Origin of the sequence: Pseudomonas sp. DCB_AW (genome assembly GCF_026240895.1) — a bacterium.
In the GTDB taxonomy this organism is placed as follows: Bacteria; Pseudomonadota; Gammaproteobacteria; order Pseudomonadales; family Pseudomonadaceae; genus Aquipseudomonas; species Aquipseudomonas kermanshahensis.
The window spans coordinates 56502-80914 of record NZ_JAPFCE010000016.1; the positions used below are offsets into that span (position 1 = coordinate 56502).

Here is a 24413-nt window from a genome sequence, read left to right on the forward strand (position 1 = left end):
GAGCTCTTAGTCAATCAATCGGTTAGGTGCCACACTGGTCTCGGCCAGTTCTGCATTCAGTTCAGCCACTTGTTCGGCGCTGAGTTCGCTGCCATGACGGGCGAGCACGTTTTGCGCCAGCTGGTCTTCGCCAGTGCCGGCTTCACCGCGCAACAGCTCAAGCAAGCGCACGCTGAGCTTATCGATGCTGGAACTGTCACTGAGTTCCATGACCGGCAGGCGAATGCCGAAGCGCTCTTCCAACGCCACCACCAACTCGACACTCATCAGCGAGTCCAGCCCCAGTTCCTGCAGCGGGCGCTGTGCATCCAGGCGCGCGGGCGGCAGGCGCAGAATCTCGCACACCTCGTGCTTGAGCATCTCGGCAAAGCGCTCGAGCAATTCGGCATCGTCAAGCTCGGCCAGCATGCGCTGGATGTCTTCACCGCCGTTGTCGTCTTCCTGGTCACCGCCGTGGGCACGGGCCAGTTCGCTGAAGCGTGGCGAGGTGGCGGTCGGCAGGAAGCGCGACAGGGCTTTGAAGTCCAGCTCGAGCACGCCTTGGCCGTTGTCACCGCTCAGCAGCATGGCTTCGAGCTGGGCCAGGGCCGCCTCGGCGCGCAGGGCAGCACCGCCCATGCGGCTTTGCAGGGCATCCTTGATCTGGCTGTTGCGGGCCAGGAAGCCGACGTCGTCAATCGCGCCCCACAGCACTGCAGTGGCCGCCAGCCCTTGGGCACGACGGTGGCGCGCCAAGGCTTCGAGCCAGTGGTTGGCGGCGACGTAGTTAGCCTGGCCGGGGTTGCCGAACAGGGTGGTGGCCGACGAGAACATCACGAAGAAGTCCAGCGGCAACGCTTGGGTCAGTTCATGCAGGTACTGCGCGCCCTTGGCCTTGGGCTCAAGCACGCGATGCAGCTGGTCGCCATCGAGGTTGCGGATCAGGCTGTCGTCGATCACTGTCGCCGCATGCACCAGGCCTCGCAGCGGCCATGGGCTGGCTGCGATGCGCTCGAACACCGCGCGCAGCTGGCCGGCATCCGTGATATCGCAAGCCACTGCCTGCACATCGATACCTTGAGCCTGCCACAGCGCCAGCTGCGGCTGAGCCTCGGCACTGGCCGGGCCACGGCGGCCCAGCAGCACCAGGTGGCGGGCGCCCTTGTCGATCAACCATTGCGCCGTGCGCAGGCCGAAGCCACCCAGGCCACCGGTGACCAGGTAACTGGCATCGGCTGCCAATTGCACGTTACGCAGCGGTTGTGCGCGGGTGTCGACCGTGCGTTCGATCGGGTTGGCGTAGGTGATAACGACCTTGCCGATCTGCCGCGCCTGCTGCATGTAGCGGTAGGCTTCGACCACCTGGTTGGCGTCGAACTCGCGGAATGGCAGCGGGTGCAGGATGCCTTGGGCAAACAGCGCCATCATTTCGGCGAACAGGCGACGGGTCAGTTGCGGGCGTTCGCTCATCAGCTGGTCGGCGTCGATGCCGAAGTAGCTGATGTTGTTGCGGAACGGGCGCAAGCCGATACGGGTGTTCTGGTAGAAGTCGCGCTTGCCCAGTTCGAGGAAACGGCCAAACGGCTTCAGCACACGCAGGTTGCGGTTGATCGCCTCGCCCGCCAGCGAGTTGAGCACCACATCGACGCCACGCCCGCCGGTTGCGGCCAGTACCTGGTCGGCATAGGCCAGCGAACGCGAGTCGTAGACGTTGTCCACGCCCAGCAGGCGCAGGAAGTCGCGCTTCTCGTCGCTGCCGGCGGTGGCGTGGATCTCGGCACCCAGCCACTTGGCGATCTGGATCGCGGCGATGCCCACGCCGCCAGCCGCGCCGTGGATCAGCACTTTCTCGCCCGGCTCTACGCGTGCCAGGTGGTGCAGCGCGTAGTACACGGTGAAGAAGGTGCTCGGAATGGTCGCTGCCGCTTCGAACGACATCCCCTCTGGGATGCGTGCCACGGCGTTGGCGTTGGTCACCAGGCGGTTGGCGAAGCTGCACGGGCCAAAGCCCACCACGCGGTCGCCCGGGGCGAAGTCGCCAAGCACGTCAGCGCCCTTGCCTTGCACCACACCGGCAAACTCGAAGCCCAGGGTTGGGCCAGAGAAGCCGTTCTCGATCGCCTCATCAGACAGCAGGCCGAGGGCGAACATCACGTCGCGGAAGTTCAGGCCGGTGGCCCGTACGGCGATGTCCAGCTCGTCCGCCGCCGGTTGGCGCGGCTCGCGCAGCTCCCAACGCAGGTTACGAAGCTGGCCAGGCAGGTCGAAGCCCAGGCACACCCACTGCGCTGCGCTGTCGGCGCTGGCGGGCTGGTCTGCCAATACACGCAGGCGCGGCACATAGCGGCGGCCTTCGGCGTCCAGCGCCAACTCGGTTTCGCTGTCGGCGTGCAGCAATGAGGGCAGCACGTGGTCGATCGGTGCCGCGTGGGCCAGGTCCAGCAGGCGAATGCGGCAGTTGACCGATTCGTTGGCCAGGGTGCGGCCAAAGCCCCAGAACGCCGCGTCAGCGATGGCCGCGACGTCGGCGGCGGTGTCGGTGCCGTACAGGTGTTCGGCAGCGCCACGGGTCAGCAGCCAGCATTGCGGCGCCAGCGCCAAGGCCTCGCAGGCCTGCACCAGTGCGGCTGCCTGCAGGCAGCGCTCAGCCTGGTTGTCTAGGCCGGCGGCGCTGTCGAAGCCTGCCAGGTGCAGCACATGCGCTGGCGCCTGGTCCAACGCGCTGAGCTGGGCAGCCAGCGCCTGCGCATCGCCAGGCAGCAGCAGGCTCACGAGCTGGCCTTTGGCACGCAGTTGTGCGGCCAAGCACTCGGCAGCGCCCTGCCCGGCTTCGGCAAGCAACGCCCAGTGTTGCACAGGCACCTCTGCCGAGGCATGCACAGCGCCCGCAGGCTTGTCGGCCAGCAGCACGTAGCTACCGCACGCGCTGCCAGGCAAGGCATCGACGGTGTGCAGCGGGCCAAGGCCGTGGCGTTGCAGTTCATGGCTCCAGAAGGCCGGGGCCTGCTGACGCGAAAGCGCGTGCTGCGGGCCAGCCAGCCACCAGTCAGGCTCGCCACCGAAGACAAAGTCAGCCCAACGCGCCGGGTATTGCCCCAGCAGCGCCAGTTGGCCATGGGGGTTAAGCTGCGCGCTGGCCTGGCGCAAGGCATCGCCCACTGCGCCAAGTGCGGCGAGGTCGGTCGGCACCAGTGCCCAGTCAAAGCGGCCGGCGTCGGCCAGTTGCTCCAGGCTCAGCACGCTCAGCGCAGGGCAATCGTCATGCAGGCGTTGCTGCAGCTCGGGCTCGGCCACAGCGTAGACATAATCGATGCGGTCGAAGTCGAGCCCTGCGTACAGCAGCTCGGCAAACGATGCGCCGCCAAAGCCGATTTCCAGCACACGCAGGCGCTGCCCGGCCGGCAATTGCTCAAGGCGCACGGCCAAGGTTTGGCTGATACCGGTGAGCAGGCGCTGCTGGCCGGCCGCACCGAGCACCAGGCGCGCCAGGCTGCTGCCGCTGGTTTCGCGCGGCAACAGGCTTTCGAGCGTTTGCTCGCCCGTCAGCAAGGTCGGCAGGTGACGGCCAATACGCCCCACCGAATGAATGATCTGGAAGTACTCGGGGTAGCTCTGGAACAGTTCCTGCCAGATGGCCTCCGACGACGGGCGCTCGTCGCTGTCGACCAACTGCCAGCTGCCATCGGCGTTGCGCAGCACATTGCCGTCCTGCTCGGCGTGGCGCAGCAGGGTCGCCAGGTAATCGCCCTGGCCCTGGGACCACAGCGCGACCTGTTCGGCGCTCAGCTGGCCACCGGCCTGCTCAACCAGGTCGAGCACAAAGCTGGCACACAGCACATCCAGCAGCGGTTCGACTTCATTGAGGTAACGCAACTGCGCCGGCTCGTCGGCCAGGCTGTGCAGCGCGTCAGCCACCGGCGTACCGGCCACGGCGTGGCGTTGCACGGCAACGGCATTGCCCGGTGCGGCCAGGCCGACGTGGCCGAGGCGCTTGATATCGCCACTGCGGTCGTACTGCAGGCGCACGGCGCGCATGCGCGCATCCTTGATCGCCAGCACGGCAGCGCCGCTGGCATCGAACAGGGTGAAATCAACCAACAGCGAATGCGCGGTGCGCTTGCGCTGGCGTACCTCAGCCAGCACCGGCACAGCACCTGCCGTGCTGAAGGCGATACGCCCCAGCTTGACGGGGATGAAGGCCAGCCCGTTGTTGCGGCCCGGGCGGCTGGCCAGCAGTTCGGTAATCAGCTGGAAGGCACCGTCCAGCAGCGCCGGGTGCAGGTGCAGCGCGTCCAGTTCGTGCTCGATGGCGGCAGGTACGGCCAGTTGCGCCAGCACCCGCTCTTCTTCGACCCAAGCCGCGGCGACGGTCTGGTAGGCCGGGCCGTAGTTCAAGCCGACCGCACAGGTCAGAGCCAGGTGCTGCTCGCCGCTGAAGTCCGCCGGGCGCTGTGGCAGCGCCGGCGCACGGGTGTCCAGCATGACCCCACGGGCTTCGCCCGGCAGGCGCGCGACCACGTGCTGCACCCAGTCTTCATGCTGCGCCAGGTTGCGCGAAATGATGCGCAGCGTGCCGTCGGCCTCTTCGATGTGCACGCGGACTTTTTTGCTGCCCTCGCTGCTCAGCAGCAGCGGGTTGTGGATTTCGAGCTCTTCGATGTCAACGAACTCACCTGGCTGGTGCAACTGCGCCGCCGCCAGGGCCAACTCGGTGAAACCAGCACCGGGGAACAGCACCGACTCGCCCACTTTGTGGTCGGCCAGGGTCGGAAACAGTTGCGTGTCCAGGCGGTTTTCCCAGGTCAGCGGTTGGTCGACGACGGGGTAACCCAGCAACGGGTGCACGCGCTTGCGGTTCAAGGGGCTGTGCGACTCGGCACTCACCGGCAAGCTGAAGTGATCACGCTGCCAGGCATAGTTCGGCAGGCGTACCTGGCGCCCGGCAACCGGGAAGCGCGTTGCCCACTGCGGCTCGACGCCGGCAATCAGCAGGCGGGCCACGGTGCGTTCCAGCAGCAACGGGCTGTGGTCGTTGCGCTTGAGCGTGCCGACCACCTGGCCAGGCTGCTCGCACTGGTTCAGCACATCGGTGACGTAGCTGCGCAGAATCGCGTGCGGGCCGATCTCGACGAACAGGTTGTGGCCGTTGCGCACCAGCGCGTCCAAGGCGCCCTGGAACAGCACCGGGAAGCGGATGTTCTGCCACCAGTAGTGGTTGCCCAGGCGCTCGCCATCCAGCTCGCCGCCGACCACCGTGGAGTAGAACGGGATCTGCGTGGCGCGCGGGCGGATGTGCGCGAGGTCGTCGATGACGGCCTGTTCAATCGGGTTCATTGCTGGCGAGTGGAAGGCGTAGTCCAGGTCCAGGCGGCGGGCGAACACCTGGCGCTCGGCAAGGGTTTCTTCCAGCAGCGTCAGGGCGTCGACCTCACCTGCCAGGGTGGCGCCACGGGCACTGTTTTCACCGGCAACGACCAGGCGGCCGTCCAGCTTCAGTTCAGTGATCAGCTCGCCAGCGGCTTCACCCGACAGGCCCACGGCGGTCATCTGCCCGGTACCGCGGGTCAGCCCTTGCAGGCGGCTGCGGTGGTAGATCACTTGGGTGGCGTCTTCCAGGCTCAGGGCACCACTGGCCCAGGCCGCGGCCACTTCGCCGACGCTATGGCCGATCACCGCGACAGGGTGGATGCCTTCGGCGGCCAGCACACGGGTCACCGCCACTTGCAAGGCAAACAGCGCCGGCTGGGCGATTTCGGTGCGGGCATAACGGCCTTCGCCGTTGTCACCCAGCAGCTCGGAGCGCAACGAATAGCCCGCCAGTGGCTGGAACAACGCATCCACTTCATCCACCGCAGCAGCAAACAGCGGTTGACCGAGCATCGCCCGGCCCATGCCTTGCCACTGCGAGCCGTTACCGGAGTAGACGAACACCGGCGCCGAGGCGGCTTCCAGTGCCTGGCCGGCTTCGAGCACCGCGCTCAGTTCACTGAGGGTTGGGTCCTGGGCATAGTCGTCCAGGGCCTGGGCGGCTTCGGCGGCATTGTCGCTGACCAGCAGCAGGCGATGGCTGTGCGCGTCCCGGCGGTACATGGCCTGATAGGCCACGTCGTAATAATCCAGCTCTGGGTGGGCGGCCAAGTACGCGGCAAAGCGCTCGGCGGTGGCGCGCAGGCCTTGTTCGGTCTTGCCGCTGAGCAGCAACGGTACGCGTCGCGCCTCGGCAGCTTTAGCCGGCGCAGCCTGCGGCTCGGGGCTCTGCAGGATGACATGCGCGTTGGCGCCGCCAAAGCCGAACGAGTTGACGCCGACCGTCAGTTGGCCTTCAGGCTTGAGCGGCAGCGGCTCGGTGACCACCTGCAGGTTCAGGTCGCCGAACGCGATATTCGGGTTAAGCGCCTTGACCCCGATGGTGGCCGGCACGGTGCGTTCGGTCAGGCAGTTGAGCGCCTTCATCAGGCCCGCCACACCGGACGCGGCTTCCAGGTGGCCAAGGTTGCTTTTGACCGAGCCGATCGGCAACGGGTTGCCATTGCCACGCGCCTGGGCCAGTGCTTCGCCGATGGCACGGGTTTCGATCGGGTCACCGACCGAGGTACCGGTACCATGGGCTTCCAGGTAATCGAGCTGGTCGGGGCTGATGCCCGCCTTGGCGTAGGTCTGCTTGAGCAGCGCGGCCTGGGCTTCGGCGTTGGGCAGGGTCAGGCTGGACTTGCGCCCGTCGGTGTTCACCGCACTGGCCGCGACCACGGCCAAAATCGTATTGCCATCGGCCACGGCCTGGTCGTAGTCCTTGAGCAGGAACAACCCACCGCCTTCCGAACGCGCATAGCCATCGCCATTCTCATCGAACGACTGGCAGCGCCCGGTGCGCGACAACATGGTTGCCTTGGCAAAGATCATGAAGCCGAACGGGTGCATGTGCAGGCTGATGCCGCCGGTCAGCGCCTGGTCGACATCACCGCTGAGGATGGCCTGGCACGCCTGGTGGAAGGCCACCAGCGAAGAGGAACAGGCGGTGTCGATGGCCATGCTCGGCCCACGCAGGTCGTAGAAGAACGACAGGCGGTTGGCGGCAATGCTCATGGTGTTGCCGGTGGCGGTTGCACCATCAATCGACGCCAGGTCTTCGACCAGCCGGTAGGACTGCTCGACACCGGCGATGCCCAGGTACACGCCACAGTTGCTGCCGCGCAGGCTCGACGGCTTGACCCCGGCGTTTTCGAAGGTTTCCCAGCACATTTCCAGCAGCATGCGCTGCTGTGGGTCCATCATCCCCGCTTCACGCGGCGAAATATTGAAGAACCCCGCGTCGAACGCGCTGATGTCGCCCAAAGTGCCCGCGGCGAAGGTGTAGCTGGTCGCAGGGTTGGCCTTGTCCGGGTGCAGAAACTCAGATTTCTCCCACCGAGAAGGGTCGACCTGGGTGACCAGGTCGCGCCCCTCCATCAGGTTTTGCCAAAAGCTGGCATTGGAAGATCCAGGGAAGCGGTACGAACAGCCAACGATTGCAACCTTTCTACGCTTAATCAAAACCTATTCCTTCAAATCTCATCGGGCACCGTCCCATCCGTCGGACAGCCGGCATGCCTGGCCTGGCCATGAATCTGGCAGGTCGTTTTATGACACTGATGATCGTCTGGTTATCTGAAGCTGCTATGCACGCTGGGAACGCAAGACCTTTGGTCTGAAGCAGGCGTGGGGATATTCAGATTTGTGTGAGGGGATGATACGCGGGTTGGGGGGGTGGGGAAAACCCTGGGGTGCTGCGGGTTTCACATAAACGCTGGGCGGTTGTGCTGCCCCGCTCTAATGAGGGCCATTGCGGCCCTCATGGCTGGCACTGCTTATCGTGTAGAACAGGCCGCTGCTATAAGGAGCGGCCTTGTGTCACAGAGGATGCTTACCGATCCAAGCGCCGCTGCTGATAAATCCAGTCGACGATCTCCCCTTCCGGGGCATAGCCGATAACGGTCTCACGCAGCAACTGACGCACGCGAACAAAATCATCTGCAGCTGCTGCGCCCAGCAACTGGCTCAGCGCGTCCTTGAGTTCTTCCCAGGTCAGGAAATCTTCACTGGCACTCATGATCATTGGATGGCGGGTCGCTATCACGTTGTCACCGATCAACAGCTCTTCGTAAAGCTTCTCGCCCGGCCGCAACCCGGTGAACTCGATAGCGATGTCACCCATGGGGTTGCGTTCGGAGCGGACGCTGAAACCGGACAGGTGGATCATCTTCTCGGCCAACTCGACAATCCGCACCGGCTCGCCCATGTCGAGCACGAACACATCCCCGCCCTTGCCCATCGAGCCCGCCTGGATCACCAACTGCGCGGCTTCGGGAATGGTCATGAAGTAGCGGGTGATTTTCGGATGGGTAACGGTCAGCGGGCCGCCGGCCTTGATCTGCTTATGGAACAGCGGGATTACCGAGCCCGATGAGCCCAGCACGTTGCCGAAACGGACCATGGTGAAGCGGGTTTTGTTGACCTGCGAAACATTGCTCCCATCGCCAAACAGTACGGGCGCCAACTCGCGGCTCAGGGCCTGCAGGGTCATCTCGGCAAGGCGCTTGGTACTGCCCATCACGTTGGTCGGGCGTACCGCCTTGTCGGTCGAAATCAGCACAAAGTTGGCGACCCCTGCCTGCAATGCTGCTTGCGCGGTGTGCAAGGTACCAATGACGTTGTTCAGCAGGCCTTCGCTGATATTGTGCTCGACCATCGGTACATGCTTGTAGGCCGCAGCATGGTAAACCGTATCGACCCGCCAGGTTTTCATGATGTCGAGCATCTGCGCCTGGTTACGTACCGAACCCAGGATCGGCAGCAGGCAAACAGACAGCGACTCACGGGCAATGCGCTGTTCCAGTTCAGAAAGAATGCTGTAGAGGTTGAATTCGCTGTGATCGAACAGCAGCAGCGTTTTCGGGGACTGGGAAAGAATTTGCCTGCACAGCTCGGAGCCGATCGAGCCACCGGCACCGGTGACCAACACGGTTTGCTCAGCAATGCAACGCTCAAGCAGGTCGCTTTGCGCGGGCACCGGGTCACGGCCCAACAGGTCGGCAATGTCCACTTCCTGAATATCATCCACCTTGACCTTACCGCTCGCCAAGTCGATGAAGCTGGGCACACTGCGCACATGCAGCGGGAAGTCTTCGAGGAAGTTAAGGATCTCCCGACGGCGGGTGCGGGTCGATGACGGCAGTGCCAGCAGGATTTCCTGGGCGCCGGTATCGTCGATCAACTGCTGCAGTTGCTCTGGGCGATACACTTGCAAACCAGCGATCACACGGTCGGTAATGCTCGGGTCATCGTCGATGAATGCCACCGGCCGCATGGCTTTGTCCATGCGCAGCGCCGTTGCCAATTGGTTACCGGCGGCGCCGGCCCCGTAGATTGCCACCCGTGGCAAGCCATCGTCTCGTTGAGCGAACGGTACGTGCTGGACGGCGGCAGCAAACCAGTCACCCAGGAAGTACTGGCGCATGGCGAGCCGCAGGCCACCGACCATGATCAGGCTCAACCACCAGTAGTTGAAGGTGATGGAACGCGGCACTACGTTCTGATGGTTGCTGGACCAATAGATGATGAAGCCGAGGATCAGCGCAGACAGCGTGACCGCCTTGATGATCGCGATCAGTGCGTCGTTACCAAAATAACGCATCACCGCGCGATACAGCCCGAAGCGAATGAAAAGCGGGATCGACACTACCGGTGCACACAGGAACAGCCACATGTGGTCGACGATCGGATTGGCCAGGTCGTCGATGCCAAGACGAACGACAAAGGCAAGCCACAAGGCGAGCCAGATCATCACTACGTCAGTAGAGAGCTGCAGCAGCCGCTTCTGGCGCCGCGTTAGCTGTAAAAGCCAGCTGCGCATCTTATCGTATCCTTGAACCATAGCTAGTCAGGCCTCTTTCAATCCGGCATTGAACCTTAACGCCAAACACACCAAGGGAATATAGGCCAGCACAAGACCGGCTATACCGTCGAGGTGGGCGGAGCCCACCAACAACGCGATGGGCAACAGCCACCCTATATTGATCAGCAGCACAGCGAGGGTCACGGTACGGTGGCTCCCATAATGCCTTGAAGCATACTGGTAAGCATGGCTGCGATGGGCTTCATGGACTTTGTCACCGCGCAACAGCCGGCGGATCAACGTCCACGTGGCATCAACGATGAATACCCCTAGCAGTATCATCCAGCTCCAGAAAAACGCAGGCGAAATCCACGCTGCCTGGAGCGCGAACAGGCCCAGCATGATCCCCAGGAAGCCACTACCGGCATCCCCCATGAAAATCTTCGCAGGCGGGAAGTTCCAGACCAGAAAGCCCGCCACTGCCATCAGCATCAACCCTGACAGCCACAGTTGCGATACGTGCCCCCCCAGCAAACAAAGCAGGCCTCCCCCCAGGCATGCGGTAACCGCCTGCACACTCGCCAGCCCGTCGATCCCATCCATGAAGTTGTAAAGGTTCAACAACCACACAAGGTAAACGGCCGCCAGCAAGTGGCCTATCACCCCTAAATCAACAACCACGCCGAAAAACTCGAGCGGTGGCGCACCGTTGAGCCAGAAAAGGCCCCAGGCAGCGGCCGCAAAATGCCCGAGCAACCGCCATCCGGCAGGGACGTGCCCGTGGTCATCCAGAAACCCGACAAGGGCGGCAATCAGGCCGGCACCGAACAGGCCCACAGCAACAGCCCAGTCGATCGCATCCACATAGCCCAGCCATGCCAGCGCAATGAGAAAACTGACTACGATCGCCACACCGCCGCCGCGGGGCGTGGGTATCGTGTGCGAACTACGGGCATTGGGCACATCGATCATGCTCGTCGCCAGTGCGTAACGACGCAGTGCTGCAGTCAATACAAGCGACACAATCACAGTCAGGGGTAAAAGTAACCAAAGGCTCATCTAGGTTCCTGCTCACGGTAAGCTTTAACAGTGCGCTTCAACTCTTCGGCAACCGATGATCGAGGCGTCCAGCCCAGCACGCGGCTGTTTTTTTCAATGTCGACTCTCAACGAGCCGCACAGCCGGTCCACAACGGCCCGCTTACCCAGCAGTTCAGCGAAGCCGCGGAGTAACGTGACGGGGAACGGCAGCAGACGAGAGGGTTTCCCAAGTGCCTGCGCAACGTTGCGCAACAACGCGGGGGTAGAAAGATCCTCGCCATCTGAAATCAGGAACACCTGGTTCGCTGCACCCGGATGGTCGATGCAATGGATCAGGAAGTTGGTCAGGTTTTCCAGGCCGACCAAACTCCTGCAGTTATCAACCAAGGCCAACGGAAGCGGCACGCCCCGATCGACCCACTGGATCATCTTCAGGAAGTTGGCCTTTACACCCGGCCCATAAATCAGCGGTGGCCGGACGATGACGACGTCCATCGCCGAGCGTTGAGCCAGCTCCATGAGCCCTTTTTCAGCCTCCCATTTCGACAGGCCGTAGGGGTCGGTTGGGCCGCAGTCGTCTTCGGCAGTGAAGGCTTTTCCGTCCGTACCCTCGCCGTTGACCTTGATCGAGCTGAGATAAATGAAGCGTCGAACGCCTGAGCGAGCGGCCTCACGCGCCAGCTTCAACGTGCCTTCCACGTTGACCTCGCGGAATGCAGCCAGCGGATCTGCGGTAGTTTCGTTCATGACATGAACGCGCGCCGCGCAATGCACGACCGCATTCACCCCAGCCAACGCCGACGACCAGTCGGTCTCACTGTTGATAGCTGGGGTAACAACGGTATTTCCCTGGCTCTTCTGCGCAGAGGCGCTGGAGCGAAACTGCGCGACGACCTCAAAGTCATTGCTTGCCAGCAATCGCGTCACCAGCGCACGCCCAACAAAACCGCTAGCGCCCGTAACGAGGACGCGCTGAGAAGAAGATAACGGCTGACTGCCACTCATGAGCTGAATCCTTCGTACTTTTCAATCAACAAGGCTGAGCACCGTGCTGAATCAAAATCCCTTATAGCCCGCTCCCTGGCGTGCATGGCCATTTCCTTCAGACGCTCAGGCTCAGCCAAAAGCGATCGAATCGCCTCGGCCAAGGCGTCGGCATTCTGCACAGGGACCAGTAACCCTGTCTCACCGTCCACAATGGCATCGGTCAAACCGTAGATGGCGGTGCCTACCGTCGGCACGCCCATCGCCGCCGCCTCTATCACCACGGTGCCAAAACCTTCTCGATAACTCGGCAAGCACAACAGATCGGCGATCGCCATGTATTGCTCAGGCGCAGCTTGCAAGCCCAGCACTTTCACCCGCTCAACACATGCAGGCGTCAAATGCGACTCGACCACGGCGCGGCCGTCCGCTTCATAGGGCCCAACCAGCACCAGATAAAGCTCAGGGTAGTGCGCTTGCAGCTTCAAAAAAGCCTGCATCAATTCACCGACGCCTTTCTCAGGCGTCACCCTGCCAACGAACAGCAAGACTTTAGCGTCCGCTGGAATACCCAACTGTTGACGCATTGCGTCGTTGGCAGACGTCGAAAACCGTGCGGCGTCAAAACGACGAATATCAACGCCGGCGAGTGACCCGGAACCGATCACTGAAATTCTCGAAGCAGCGACAACCCCTTCCCTTACCAGGAAGTCGCGCTGGCTGACGCTGTCGGTGAAGGTATGTGAATTGAGCCTGGCGATGAGCATATCGCAGAGCTTGAGCAGCTTCTTCTTGGCCCCACTCATGGTCACCCAAGGCTGCCCGGTAAAGGTGTGCAGGCGCACCTTGACCCCGGCAATCTTCGCGGCTATTGCCGTAAGCAACCCAGCTTTGGGCGTGGTGGAATGCACGATGTCATAACGCTGTTTGCGGAACAAGACGACCAGCCGAATCAGGCTGACCAAGTCTTTGAAAGGGCTGATTTCACGAGCGATCTCGACCGGAATGAAACGTATGTCCTCACGGGCTTGAAGCGCCCCTACCAGCTCGTCGTTGCTGGCTATCACGTGCACTTGCGCGCCCGCCTCACCCAGGGCTTGCAGTTGCGCACTGAGCTGGGTCACTACAAAAAACGGAACCGTTGAGATTCGCGCCACCCTTAGGCCTTTGATCGACATCGCTTGAGGTTCCAATATGCATGTTCATTATTTTCTATCGCCTGCTGGGCCCTCTGGGCTGGCCACTGGCGCACCGCTATTTTATTTCAACACTTCGCTGATATGCGCTGGGACGCTGTAACGCGGCACAAAATTCAGTTCGTCGCGTATTTTGCCTATCGGGTAAGCGGTTTTATTGACCAAGGCATCAACTCGCCCCTGTGTCAGAGGCAAGCGGGTGACTTTCCCAGCCACCCACACGGCAAGCCTCACCACCCCCTCCGGCACCCTCAAACGCGGCGATGACACCCCCTGGGCAGCGGCCAGGGCGTTGACCACCTCGCTGAACGGGCAATCATTCGACAGGTTGTAGAGTTGCCGTGAGGCACGCGGATCTACTGCGCAGCGCACGAGGGCCGCAGCAACATCGTCGGCATGAATGTACGTGGCAATCGCCTCTTTATAGCCGACGTAAAAAAACAATTTCTTGCGAATCATCGCACCCAGCTGCCGGATCGAAGCGTTCGGCATATCGTCTGCAAAAACGTTGGAGGGCCGAAGAATAGCCCAATCAGCGAAATCGCCCTGCAGCGCAGGGTGAGACATGATCAATTCATCAGCCTGGGTCTTGGTGACTTCATAGGTCCCCTGCGGGTTGGCTGGCGTCTGCTCGGTGACGATACGTTCACGGCCAGCCGCCGGGCCATATGCCCCGACGCTACTCAACTGCACCCAGCGCAAGCGTCCTGTGCGGCTGCGTGCACGGCCCACGGCACTGAGTAAACGCTCGACCGCGTCAACATGCAGCGCAGGCATCAGTTGTTCATTTCTGATCTCGCCCGCGCAGTTGATGACGACATCGCAGCCGCTGAGCACGTCATCCACATTCAACTGCGGGTCAGTCAGGTCCCCGGCGAATACCTCTAGCTGCGTGGCATCAAAAAGCGCTGGCTTGCGGGTCAGAACACGAATCGAGAGCGCCTGCTCCTTAAGAAGACGTACCAACCGCGACCCAATAAAGCCGTTTGCGCCCAACACTAAAATCTTCAATTACGCCCCCCCGTTTTCCACCTGTGCGCCCGCAGCCTAGACACCACCAAGCAAGTCCAAAAAATGATAAGGCAGGAATGGGCTAGGCCCCTGCCCCGACTCTTGCAAATAGTTCCTGTAACTGGCCACTACCGAGATAAGCCCAACCAGCGAAAGCCCCAACTTTATCGCCCAGTCGAAATCAAGCTCGTTGTCGTTATAAATAACCATGACCGCCAATGGCAGTGAAAACGACAGCAAATCAAGGAAGCGCAAACCCGCGTAGCTTACGGTCGCCAAGCCAAACGAAGCCGCCGTCAACAGGACCGCCAGAACCAACAATTTAAACTTGTCCGGTCGCGGCATACGTGAGGCGATTACCGCCAACAGCATCACCGCAATCAGCACGACCTTGCTCAACCCAGAAAACCTCCCGGGCGACGCGACCTGCTGATAAGCGTTCAGCTTCATCAAGAAGTAGTCGTTATTCAAGAGCACGACCAACAACGCACAGACGACGAAAACGGCGAACCCCAGCATGCTGGCCCAGCGTGTCCAGCGCATACGCAGTGCCAACAAAAAACCCAGATTGAAAAGGGACGAGTAATGAAACGCCAAGGCAACTATCGATAACGCTGCGCGTTGTGAATAACGGTACCGACGAATGTACTGAAACACCAACAGAAGTACGGCGCTGGCCAAGCCTAAGCGCAAGGTATTCATGCTGTACTGATAGATAAATGACGGCAGGAAAAACGACAACAGGAAGAAGCGTTCATTTCTATTCGAGTGCAACAGAAAATAGAAAAGCACGCCAAATAACACAAGCGCAAACAGCCTGACCGCCCCTACTGCAGAACCCGTGACCGTCTTGAAAAGCCAGCCGGACACCATGAACAGAGGCTCTACACCTCCGCTGAACGCCGCAGGGTCCACGGACTCCAGCAAGAATTCGTAGGTGTTTGTGTCCGTACCAACCGCACCTCGGAAAATAGCCAATATCGCCACGAAAGCGATCACCACCGCAGCAGGGATACGGCTTCGGTTTCTGACCACCTCCGAAACCATAAGCCCGAGCAGCATGATCCCCCAGCCGACGATGTAAATCATAGAGTCCTTCGAACCGATGAGTTGATGACGCGACGAACAAACTTCCCGAGTGACCATGAAACGGCGAGCAAGCACGCAGGAAGGCCTATGTACCTGCGCTTGAGCAGCGACAGGTGCACCGCCAACTCGCCTCTCTCCATGCGCCAGAGTTGACCACTCAGGCCTGAGTCGCCGTACACGGGCTTGAAGGTGTTGACGAGTGGGTAATCCACGTTAAAGCATGCCCCACCGCCGAAACAGATATCACACCACAACTGGTAATCTTCGCAGTAACGCATGCCCTGCTTGAATCTATACTTCACGTCTTGCCGAATCATGACAGAAGAGGTGGAAAAGCGATTGGACAGCAGCAGCTGACGCCCCGTCACGGGGATGAAACGTACATCGTCAATCGACGGCTCGCTGCGCTGACCTGCCGCAAAGTGCTGGCCAAGCAAGTCGACCTCGGGATGCTGCTCAAGCCACTGGTATTGCAGCTCGGTTTTCTTGATATGCCAGCTGTCATCAGAATCAAGAAACGCCACGTACTTCCCAGTGGCTTCTGCCCAGCCAGCATTCCGCGCATTGCCTGGGCCGCCATTTTTCTTCAGCGCAATGACCTTTACCCAGCCCGGCGGGTACCTCTTCGCTTCGGCGTGCAGCTGTTCAAGCGTGTCATCTGGGCTGCAGTCGTCAACCAGGATAACCTCAGCAGGCCTCAGTGTTTGAGCAAACACAGACTCAACCGCGCGCGCTATCGAACCCTTGCAGCGATAACAAGGGATAACAACACTGACACTGACGACAGCACTGAGCTCGGCCAAACGACTTCTCCAACACACCGACAAATAATAAAGCACCAACAACCGGGCACACGACGTTGATCAGGCTTTCAGCTCTTGCTGTATATAGTCCAGCTTGAGCAAGGTCTCCTTGATCTCTTCGATCGACAACAACACGGTATTGTGTGAGGTGTAGTCATCGAGATGGGAAACTTCTTCCTCGCCATTGGAGGAATATTTTTCGTAGTTGAGATCTCGGTTATCAGCAGGCACCCGATAATAACGGCCCATGTCTTCAGCCTTGGCCATTTCTTCACGCGATATCAGCGACTCGTAGAGCTTCTCGCCATGCCGCGTGCCGATGACCTTGATCTCATTCTTAAGCTTGAACAGTTGTTGCAAGGCGGTCGCCAGGTCACCCACCGTTGAAGCAGGCGCCTTCTGCACAAAAATATCCCCTTGCTGGGAATGCTCGAATGCGTGCAGCACCAAATCGACGGAGTCCTCAAGCGACATGAGGAAACGCGTCATGTTGGGGTCGGTAATAGTAAGCGGCTGGCCACTTTTCAGCTGGTTGACAAACAAGGGAATGACCGAGCCCCTGGACGCCATCACGTTGCCATAGCGGGTAGCACAAATGACAGTTTGTGAACTCGCAGGAATCATACGGGACTTGGCAATGACCAGTTTTTCCGCCAACGCCTTGGAGATACCCATCGCGTTGATCGGGTACACCGCTTTGTCGGTGCTCAATACCACCACGCGCTTGACCTTGCACTCGACTGCCGCGTTGAGCACATTCTCAGTACCCATCACGTTGGTCTTCACCGCCTCCATGGGGAAGAACTCGCAAGACGGCACCTGCTTGAGCGCTGCAGCATGGAAGATGTAATCCACGCCGACCATCGCTTGCAACAGGCTGGAATAATCACGCACATCGCCAATGTAGAACTTGACCTTGTCATTACCCAAGGCAATGCGCATGTCTTCCTGCTTTTTCTCGTCCCGACTGAAGATTCGAATTTCTTTCACATCGGTATCGAGAAACCGCTTAAGCACTGTATTGCCGAACGACCCAGTACCACCCGTAATCATCAATACTTTATTTTTAAACATTTCCAAACCCTGAAATATCTTATTTAAAGTCGCGCATCTTAACGATCAGATCAGCCCAGCTCGGAGGCAGGTAACCTGTCGCCTGACGAAACCGGCTCGAGTCAAGGGAGCGATCAATAGCAACCGCGTCATCCGCCACGATATCGATCGTCTTACCGTATTTCTCAGCGACCAACTTCAACAATGAGTATTTATCAATCGCCTCCGCCGACACATGGTAGAGGCCATTCAGCGCTGCATTGGGCAGCACGTAGTCCGCAATGACCCGCGCCATTTCAACCGTTGGCAGGCCTGAAAATATTGCCTTCTGGTAACCCTTGACACTGCCGGACTGAGAAAGGAACCAGTCCACCAGTGACTTGCTCCCTGACAGCTCGTGACCAATGATCGAGGTTCGCAACGTGATCGCGTTCGCTGAATCATGTACTTCACCGATGTACTTCGACTTGCCGTACAGGTCTTCAGCATCAGAAACATCAGCCTCTACGTACTGCCCCTGGGTGCCGGCATAAACACAATCGGTACTAATATGAACCAGCCGCGCACCAATCAGTTGCGCGAGCTTCTGCAGACGGTGAGGCAGCAGCGCATTGATCGGCAATACCGCGAGCGGGTCATTTGCAGTTGAAAGTTGCTTTATCAGCCCGGTGCAATTGATAACGACATCCGGCCGATACTGCATAAAGAATTCAAGCAGGTCGTCTTGGCTAAGCACATCAAGCCCTACCACCAAACGTTCACGTTCACTGGCAGAAAAATACTTGAGCGACGCGGAACTACGTACCGTGCCCCATACTGTGTAGCGCTGATCAGACACCAAGTACCTGAACACCGCATTACCCAGCATTCCGGAAGCACCCAGCACAACTATCTTCATTATAATTCTCCGTAATCAAGACAGACTATACGCTCATGTCACCTGAGTCCAGCCAACTGCTTGCGAAAGATAAATGCCCCCAATGCAGCCAGCAACGCCGAAGCCAGGCATGCACCCACCACGCCCGCCACCGCGCCAGACAACCATTGGAAACAAAGGAAGAATAAGCCATTCGCCATCACGGCAGTCACCAACGCAGCGTATAGACACGCGCGATAAGCAGGCAGCAACCAAGGAAATCGGCGACACGTAAAATATACCGTACAGCCAAACGAAAAGGCGTTGTAAAGCAGCCAATTGTAAGCACCGCCAACAGCCCCAAAGCTTGCCACCAGCACTGGCAGGCCGAACAAGATAATCGGCACCGCAACCAGGTTCAAGCGGAACGCAAGCGACGTCCACCCCGCAGCCATCTGCAACGAGAAAGGAACGATCAACAAGGACTGCAGTGCTGTGCCCACCAGCAGCCAAGGCACTACCGTGTCGATACCCTCTGCCAAAAACGGCTCGAACATCATGTGCAAGGCAGCGCCGGCATACCAGAATACCGCACTGCACATAATGGTCATGATCAGCGCAAACAGTACCAGTGCAGCTCGAAATACTTTTTCGATACGCGCCAGTTCACCAACACGCAGGTCCCGCGAGAACCGCGGGAACAACACCGTATTAAAAGCCGTCGAAAAAATATAAGGAAAACCTGCAATCGTACTGGCAAGGCTGTAGTACGCATAGTCTTGCAAGCCGAGCGCACCGCTCATGAACAACTTGTCATACTGCACGGTTATCACCGAAGTCAAGGAGATCAGAAAAACCCCTCGACTAAATGCCAAGCCACTAAGAACGTACTTTTTGTGAACCCTACCCGCCCCCAGCAAGTCACGACGATACAGCACATACATCAATGTCGCGACATACATCAGCTGGATGAAAACCTGGAGTGTAAAATAACCCGTCACACCACCGAATGCGGGAACGCTATGAACCAACCCTAATACGCCAAGGGTACGCATCAACGAGTAGACGATATACACTTTGTTCAGCGGGTATTGCAGTTCGTTGCCCACAAATACGCCCTGCAGCAACATCACTGGCAAATTAAGACCAATGAATATTGCCATGCAGTAAAGGGCGTACAGTGCTTGATCCTGGCTGATATCAGTGAGCTTCAGCCAATGGCTCACGAGTGCCGGCGACGCCAGCGATATCGCGGACGCCGCAATCAAGCCCACTGCAGAAAAGACCAACAGGTAGGTATTCACCAGCGCCCTGACAGAGCGCATTGAACGGTCAGCGCTCGCAACGCCTCTGATCCTGGCCAAACGCTGGATGACGTTACTGGTCAGCCCGCCCTCCAGCACCATCAGCACCATCAGCAGTGTAGTAAAAAACCCTACCAGGCCTACCGCTTCTGCGCCGAGCACATAAGCGGCCAGCGGCAATGAAATGACACTTGCCAACGCATAGATGAGCTTTCCGGAAAAACTGGCCAGCAGCAGTGACGAGAGATTAGCTATCTTCATTGCCTCCCACCAATCACTCTGTCACGCTGCGCGTTCTCGTCGATGAAGTGCAGATGCCCGCCCCCGCCAACCTTGCTTCCAGCTTACTGTCCAGGGCCTGCCGTGCGAGGTACACATCTTCTACCACGCCAACCACTTCGCGCCCGTTACTGGCATTAGGCTTCATCACCCTTTTCAGGCGGGAGAAGGTATATTTTGTCAGCACGGATACAAACTCAGAAACCAGCCGGACCATGCCCACCTGGCCATTGCCACCAGCCTGAGCCGCCCGACGCGCTGCAAAAATTTCTTTTGCGTAGTCTCGGTGATAAAAAAGGCACAAGGCATAAAGGCGCGCCAAGTTGAACTGCGACTGCCGCTTCTCGTCTTTCATACCCTCCAGCGTTGCCCAGGCAGCGTGAGCCCAAACAGTTTCAACACTGAAGAACATGGGCAACTCAGCAGGCCACTGCAAGTCCGTGAAGGGCTTCATATGAGGGTCATCTTTCAAGTTGCCCTTGTGCTTGCCCATGGCGCTACGCCCGCTGTTACTTCCACCCCCACCGCCTGGCATGGTGAAGGGGAAATCGAGCAAGCAATAAGTCTTGCCGATCATCGCAAGCGAAACGGACGCTGACATGTCGGGGCTAGTCCCGAAGAAAATCTTTCCACTGCGGCGACGCAGTTCGTCCAGCAAGCTACGCCTTACCAGGCCATGGTAAAGCTTCGGCAGCGCATCGGTACCCTGGCATGCCTCATGAAGTGCTTTGTCTAATTGCTTGCTAGCCTGCAGCGTCTCAGCACCCCGCCCAAACGTTTCCAGGTAAATGCGCCCGGCATGCGCAGCACCGTAAAACTTGGTGCGAAAGTCTGGCCAGTAATAGAAGGCTTTAACCCGCGGCGTCAGCATGTCGACGTTTTCAGCCTTTGCGTATTCGGCCGCCTCGAGAATCCGTTGCGAAACAGTATCATCATCACCAATCAGGCAGACGTACTCGCCCTCTGCCAACTGCATGGCTCGCTCATGGTTCTCGGTCATGGAAAGACGGCTTTTCCAATGGACGTAAACCAATCTCGAGTCCGCCTGATCAGCCGCCCAGGCAGCCAACTGGCAATCATCGTTACTGGTATCGTGCACCACGACCTGAAGCCGCTCGGACTTTATTTCGAGCAAGCTCTTCACACAGGGAATCGCGTACTTCGAACGGTTATGAGTTGGCACTACAATGGAAACTAGATATTGCTCACTCATCCTCAACCACTGCCTTATGTCTTTTGAGTTTTCGGCACTGTTAGCCGACGCTTCACAGGCCAGCAGTGTTCGACAGTTTATTCATTGCCGCACACCACCAGCACCTCTGCTGACCACTAATTCTGGCGCGCTTGCCTGAACCGCCACGCCTCACGAATGAGCGCGATGAATGTGCCGATGAACAAGCCAACCAACACGCCGAGCCCCACAATCAAAGCCTTGCGAGGCTTGACTGGAGCTTCGGGTGGCTCCACTACGCCATCCTGCCGATACACTTCAAACTGATCAGGCGTCAGCGTTACCGAACGATAGAACGACACCTTTTGTTCTCGCTCACGCAAGTTACTCACGAACGGGTCATCAGACACGCGCGCCTGCAAATTCTTGATTTCCGACTCCAGCGCTTTGCTTCCGCGCATGTACATCAGCGAGCCATTCATCCCCGCAGAGACTTCCGCTGACAACCCGGTGGTAATGATCGGCGGTTTTTCAAGACCGATGGAGCGCGCAGTGTGCAACGCCTCCGTCAACTGGATAATCCGGTCCTCACGCTCACGCGAGGCATTGGCTCGCGCGGCATCGATAGCTCGCTGTAGGTTGTCGGCTTCTACCTTGAACTCGGCAGTGACCTTTTTTATCAGTTCACTTTTGGTTCGCTCACCCGCCATCTCCGCATACTTCACAACCCAATCAGCCGCCTGATGGGGATCCTCGGCACGTGCAGAAACAGAAGAACGGCCCTCCTCCTCATTAGCATTGAGCACCTGTAGCTGCCCATAGAATTTGGCGTAAAGACCAGCCGAACCTGCACCAAGGCCCTCACCAAGACTGGGTAGGTAAACTTGCTCGAAAAACGCTTGCCGCAACGAATCTGACTGCAGATTGCGCCGGTAGATCTGGCCAACCTCCCGCTCACGAATGGGAGCGAGCAAATCATCCCCCCCCACCCGTCCGACATTCAACTGACTGATATCACTGCTCAGTGGCGGCTGCAGAAGAACCTTGGCCTCATACACCGGCGTCGCCAGCATTGCGTAGACAACTGCCAGCGCCGCAACCAATACAGTGACCACCAGCACCAGCAAGCGTTGCCGCCAAAGCCCCTCGGTCAAATCGAAAATATCATACTCACGCGCTTCACCGAGGCGCTCACGATCATTGCGCATTTCTTTTAGTTATCCTTGAATCCGACGATCTGCACGATTCCCTGGCAAACCAGGGAAAGCCACTTTCAGCAACCCACCCAAATCGGTGGATCAAGACATAGCTCAGCGGCGATGTGTCACCCAGCCGCCCGCATTCGAGCCTGCCCCACTATGAATCAGAGTACAGCATTCGCTCTAATTCGACCGAGGAAAGCACAATCTATCAGTTTCTTGGCACAGCGGATAACACGCAGATCATCTTGCTGCTTTCAGGGAATACTCACCTCCACTTCATGCTTGGCTCCCGGTGCGCGACTGAGCAGTGCTCGGCTCAAGGCCGCCTTTGCGGCTGGCTCCCCATGCACCAAAACCACTTTGGCTGGCGGCTTGGCGCCGTTCACGGCAAATTCGAGCAGGCCATGCTGATCCGCATGCCCCGAATACCCACTCAACGTCATCACCTTCGCCCGAATCTCATAAGCCTCTCCATCCAGATCAATCTGCACAAACCCTTCCGCCCCCTCACTGGCCTGAATCACTGCCCCCGGCGTGCCCTTGGCTTGATACCCGACGAACAGCACCTCATGCCTCGGATCCCCAAGCATGGCCTTGAGGTAGTTGACGATCCGCCCACCCGAGCACATGCCGTTGCCTGCAATGACAATCGCCGGGCGCCCGGTGCTTTTGAGGTAATTCACCACCTGCTGATGCCTGGCATGGGTATCCACACTGATCAGCTGACCAAAGCCCAGCGGGTCACGCCCCTCAGCCAACCGCGCCCGGGCTTCTTCATTCCAGTATTCATGCAGGTCGCGGTAAACGCTGGTGATGCGTTGAGCCAAGGGTGAATCAAGAATGATGGGTAATTGCGACCAATCAAGAGGACTATCACCCGGCGCTTGACCCGCGCTCAGCAGGGCCTTGCGATGAAGGATGTCTTCGAGCTCGTACAACAATTCCTGGGTACGCCCCAGGCTGAAGGCTGGGATGAGGATCGTGCCGTTATCGGCCAATGCCCGATCGATGACTGCTTCCAGTTTTTCGCGACGGTCGTCGGTACTGGGGTGCAGGCGATCACCATAGGTGCTTTCGAGCACCAGCACGTCAGCGCGCTCTGGCGGCTGCACTGGCCGCAGCAAGGGATTAGTGGAGGGCCCTAGGTCGCCGGAGAACACGTAGCGGGTGTTGGCCTCCCCGCGCTCCACGTCACACTCGACATAGGCTGAACCCAGTAGGTGCCCGGCGCGCTGCAAGCGAATGCGGCAGCCAAGACCAGGACGATCGATGAGAGCATGCCATTGCTCGAAAGGCAGCGGGACGATCAGTTCATCGAGCATCGCGAGATAGCGCTGCACGTGCTGCGGCTCACGGCTGATGCTCAGCCTGTAGGCATCCTCCAGCACCAGTGGAAGCAGCTTGGCAGAGGGTTCGCTGCACAGGATGGGGCCTCGGTACCCCGCCGCCAGCAGCGCGGGGATGCGGCCGACGTGGTCGAGATGCACGTGCGTGACGATCAGCGCCTGAACACTGCTCACCTCGAAGCTCGCACCAAAACCCAGGGACGCGGGTTCCGCGCCAGGCGATGCATCATCACCTTGCTCCAGGCCGCAATCGACCAGCAGGCTGGTAGCGGGGTCAAGGTGAAGCTGGTGGCAAGAGCCAGTTACGCCTCGGGTGGCGCCGTGATGAGAAAGAACGGGGAAATCCATGCTGCTGCACACTCGCCTGGGCCGAAAATGAAGTGTGCTATTACTTCATGACAGCCGATGCGGGCATAGGTGAGACTTTCCTCAATAGAAGTAGGAAACCGCCTCAATTACCGCTTAATGCCGCTTGGCGGGCAGAAGCGCGAATCTTGCGCTTGCTGCGCTGCACGCCGTAGGCGCCGAGCAGTGGGCCGATAGCCAACCCGATGACCAGCGCGGCCAGTACCAGTACCGCAACCGGCACCTCAGGGGCAGACCAACCAAACAGGACCAGCGAGACCGCCTGCTGGTTCTCGAGTACGAAGAACAGCACCACAGCCGCCAACAGCAGCACGAACAACGCCGCCAGGGCGCGCTTGAGGTTACGCATCAGACTGCTCCTTTTTTATCAGGCCTCGGCCTCATCTTCTTCGTTGACCCGGTCACGCAATTCCTTGCCCGGTTTGAAGTGCGGCACGAACTTGCCTTCCAAGCTGACCGACTGGCCAGTCTTGGGGTTACGACCGACGCGGGGTGCGCGATAGTGCAGCGAGAAGCTGCCAAAACCGCGAATCTCGATGCGATCGCCCGTCGCCAGGCACTGCGACATCTGCTCAAGCATGGTCTTGATGGCCAACTCCACATCTTTCGAGGAGAGCAGCCCCTGATGGGTGACAATACGTTCGATCAGCTCCGACTTCGTCATATTTTTCCCTTCGTTATCAAGCAGCTAGATCATTGCTTAACCAGTTTGTAGCACGCTGGGAGGGATTTGAACAGGGCGGTTCTTGACTTAATAAAAAAATTCAAGATTGAAGTGAAAAGAAATTTGTCGCGGATTGGCTGGGATGCGCGTGGTTGAAGGGGTACGTCGTGAGTTTTGGGGTGACGCGTAGATCGAGCGC

At 59.2% G+C, this 24413-nt stretch carries 16 protein-coding genes; all 16 read right to left on the reverse strand.

Annotated elements, in window-relative coordinates; all coding sequences use genetic code 11:
• Positions 1–6 precede the first annotated feature (6 nt).
• Complete coding sequence (locus OO306_RS12165; protein WP_265968851.1) at positions 7–7509, reverse strand: type I polyketide synthase; 7503 nt, start codon at positions 7507–7509, stop codon at positions 7–9.
• Positions 7510–7879: 370 nt separating this feature from the next.
• Positions 7880–9868 carry a nucleoside-diphosphate sugar epimerase/dehydratase gene (locus OO306_RS12170; protein ID WP_238215143.1) on the reverse strand — a complete coding sequence of 663 codons (1989 nt, stop codon included), beginning with the start codon at positions 9866–9868 and terminating at the stop codon, positions 7880–7882.
• A 27-nt stretch (positions 9869–9895) separates the two neighbouring features.
• On the reverse strand, positions 9896–10909 hold the full coding sequence (locus OO306_RS12175; protein ID WP_186682321.1) for a glycosyltransferase family 4 protein: 1014 nt from the start codon (positions 10907–10909) through the stop codon (positions 9896–9898).
• Positions 10906–11895, reverse strand: a complete 990-nt coding sequence (locus OO306_RS12180) for an SDR family oxidoreductase (protein ID WP_265968853.1) — start codon at positions 11893–11895, stop codon at positions 10906–10908. Before OO306_RS12180 ends, OO306_RS12175 begins: the two co-directional genes overlap by 4 nt.
• Positions 11892–13052 carry a glycosyltransferase family 4 protein gene (locus OO306_RS12185; RefSeq protein ID WP_265968855.1) on the reverse strand — a complete coding sequence of 387 codons (1161 nt, stop codon included), beginning with the start codon at positions 13050–13052 and terminating at the stop codon, positions 11892–11894. Before OO306_RS12185 ends, OO306_RS12180 begins: the two co-directional genes overlap by 4 nt.
• Before the next feature lie 81 nt (positions 13053–13133).
• Positions 13134–14081 carry an NAD(P)-dependent oxidoreductase gene (locus OO306_RS12190; protein WP_265968857.1) on the reverse strand — a complete coding sequence of 316 codons (948 nt, stop codon included), beginning with the start codon at positions 14079–14081 and terminating at the stop codon, positions 13134–13136.
• Between the two features lie 36 nt (positions 14082–14117).
• The gene (locus OO306_RS12195) at positions 14118–15170 is read right to left on the reverse strand and encodes an EpsG family protein (RefSeq protein ID WP_265968859.1); all 1053 of its coding nucleotides are present in this window, start codon (positions 15168–15170) and stop codon (positions 14118–14120) included.
• Positions 15167–15973 (reverse strand): glycosyltransferase family 2 protein, encoded by an 807-nt coding sequence (locus OO306_RS12200; RefSeq protein ID WP_265968861.1) that lies wholly within the window; start codon positions 15971–15973, stop codon positions 15167–15169. The genes OO306_RS12195 and OO306_RS12200 overlap by 4 nt, the downstream gene beginning before the upstream one ends.
• A 60-nt stretch (positions 15974–16033) precedes the next feature.
• Positions 16034–17047 carry a polysaccharide biosynthesis protein gene (locus tag OO306_RS12205; RefSeq protein WP_186682309.1) on the reverse strand — a complete coding sequence of 338 codons (1014 nt, stop codon included), beginning with the start codon at positions 17045–17047 and terminating at the stop codon, positions 16034–16036.
• A gap of 19 nt (positions 17048–17066) precedes the next feature.
• On the reverse strand, positions 17067–17924 hold the full coding sequence (locus tag OO306_RS12210; protein WP_238215156.1) for an SDR family oxidoreductase: 858 nt from the start codon (positions 17922–17924) through the stop codon (positions 17067–17069).
• 38 nt (positions 17925–17962) lie between these two features.
• Positions 17963–19447 (reverse strand): oligosaccharide flippase family protein, encoded by a 1485-nt coding sequence (locus OO306_RS12215; RefSeq protein WP_265968863.1) that lies wholly within the window; start codon positions 19445–19447, stop codon positions 17963–17965.
• A gap of 13 nt (positions 19448–19460) precedes the next feature.
• Complete coding sequence (locus OO306_RS12220; RefSeq protein WP_238215158.1) at positions 19461–20678, reverse strand: glycosyltransferase family 2 protein; 1218 nt, start codon at positions 20676–20678, stop codon at positions 19461–19463.
• 116 nt (positions 20679–20794) lie between these two features.
• Positions 20795–21844, reverse strand: coding sequence for an LPS O-antigen chain length determinant protein WzzB (locus OO306_RS12225; RefSeq protein ID WP_238215159.1), 1050 nt, complete (start codon positions 21842–21844; stop codon positions 20795–20797).
• Between the two features lie 248 nt (positions 21845–22092).
• A complete protein-coding gene (locus OO306_RS12230) occupies positions 22093–23532 on the reverse strand; it encodes an MBL fold metallo-hydrolase RNA specificity domain-containing protein (RefSeq protein ID WP_265968864.1) in 1440 nt (479 codons plus the stop codon).
• 103 nt (positions 23533–23635) lie between these two features.
• The gene (locus OO306_RS12235) at positions 23636–23899 is read right to left on the reverse strand and encodes a lipopolysaccharide assembly protein LapA domain-containing protein (protein ID WP_027595953.1); all 264 of its coding nucleotides are present in this window, start codon (positions 23897–23899) and stop codon (positions 23636–23638) included.
• A gap of 18 nt (positions 23900–23917) precedes the next feature.
• Positions 23918–24214, reverse strand: a complete 297-nt coding sequence (gene ihfB, locus OO306_RS12240) for an integration host factor subunit beta (protein WP_003252675.1) — start codon at positions 24212–24214, stop codon at positions 23918–23920.
• Positions 24215–24413: the final 199 nt, after the last annotated feature.